General features: G+C 41.7%; 2 tRNA genes. Both read right to left on the reverse strand.

The window, feature by feature from the left end:
• Positions 1-288 precede the first annotated feature (288 nt).
• Positions 289-362: transfer RNA gene (locus tag ESB04_RS12350), tRNA-Ala, on the reverse strand.
• A gap of 73 nt (positions 363-435) precedes the next feature.
• Positions 436-512, reverse strand: a tRNA-Ile gene (locus tag ESB04_RS12355).
• Positions 513-549 lie beyond the last annotated feature (37 nt).

A 549-nucleotide genomic window follows, 5' to 3' on the forward strand; every position in this document is an offset into this window, starting at 1 on the left:
TCTCACAATATGTCAAAGAACCTTGTGTAAATCTTTACTAGTTAACTAATAAATCTCTACATCGTTTCCCAATCATTCTACTTCCGTTGAAGTAGGAGGGAGGCTGTACTTAAATGATAAATGATAAATGATAAGTGATAAATTATAAATGATAAATTATCGTCTACATTTAAGTTCTACTAAATCTCTTCATTAAACTCGTTCGTTTAACGTTGGGTACTCTAAGTGGAGAATAACGGATTCAACACGGAATGTAATTCCGTTGACCCCTTGCGTTATTCAACAGTGTGGAGAATAACGGATTCGAACCGTTGACCCCCTGCGTGCAAGGCAGGTGCTCTAGCCAGCTGAGCTAATCCCCCGTTATTGGCTTTCTTCTCTAGCTTGTCCAGCTTGCCTCAACATCGCTTTAGGCTGTGAACCTTTTGCTTTTGTTGGTGGGCCTGCGTGGACTCGAACCACGGACCTCTACATTATCAGTGTAGCGCTCTAACCACCTGAGCTACAAGCCCGCTTGTTTCTTTCTCCCCTTGAATTCTTTCTCGAAAA

This window comes from Aquirufa rosea (assembly GCF_004118285.1).
GTDB lineage: Bacteria > Bacteroidota > Bacteroidia > Cytophagales > Spirosomataceae > Aquirufa > Aquirufa rosea.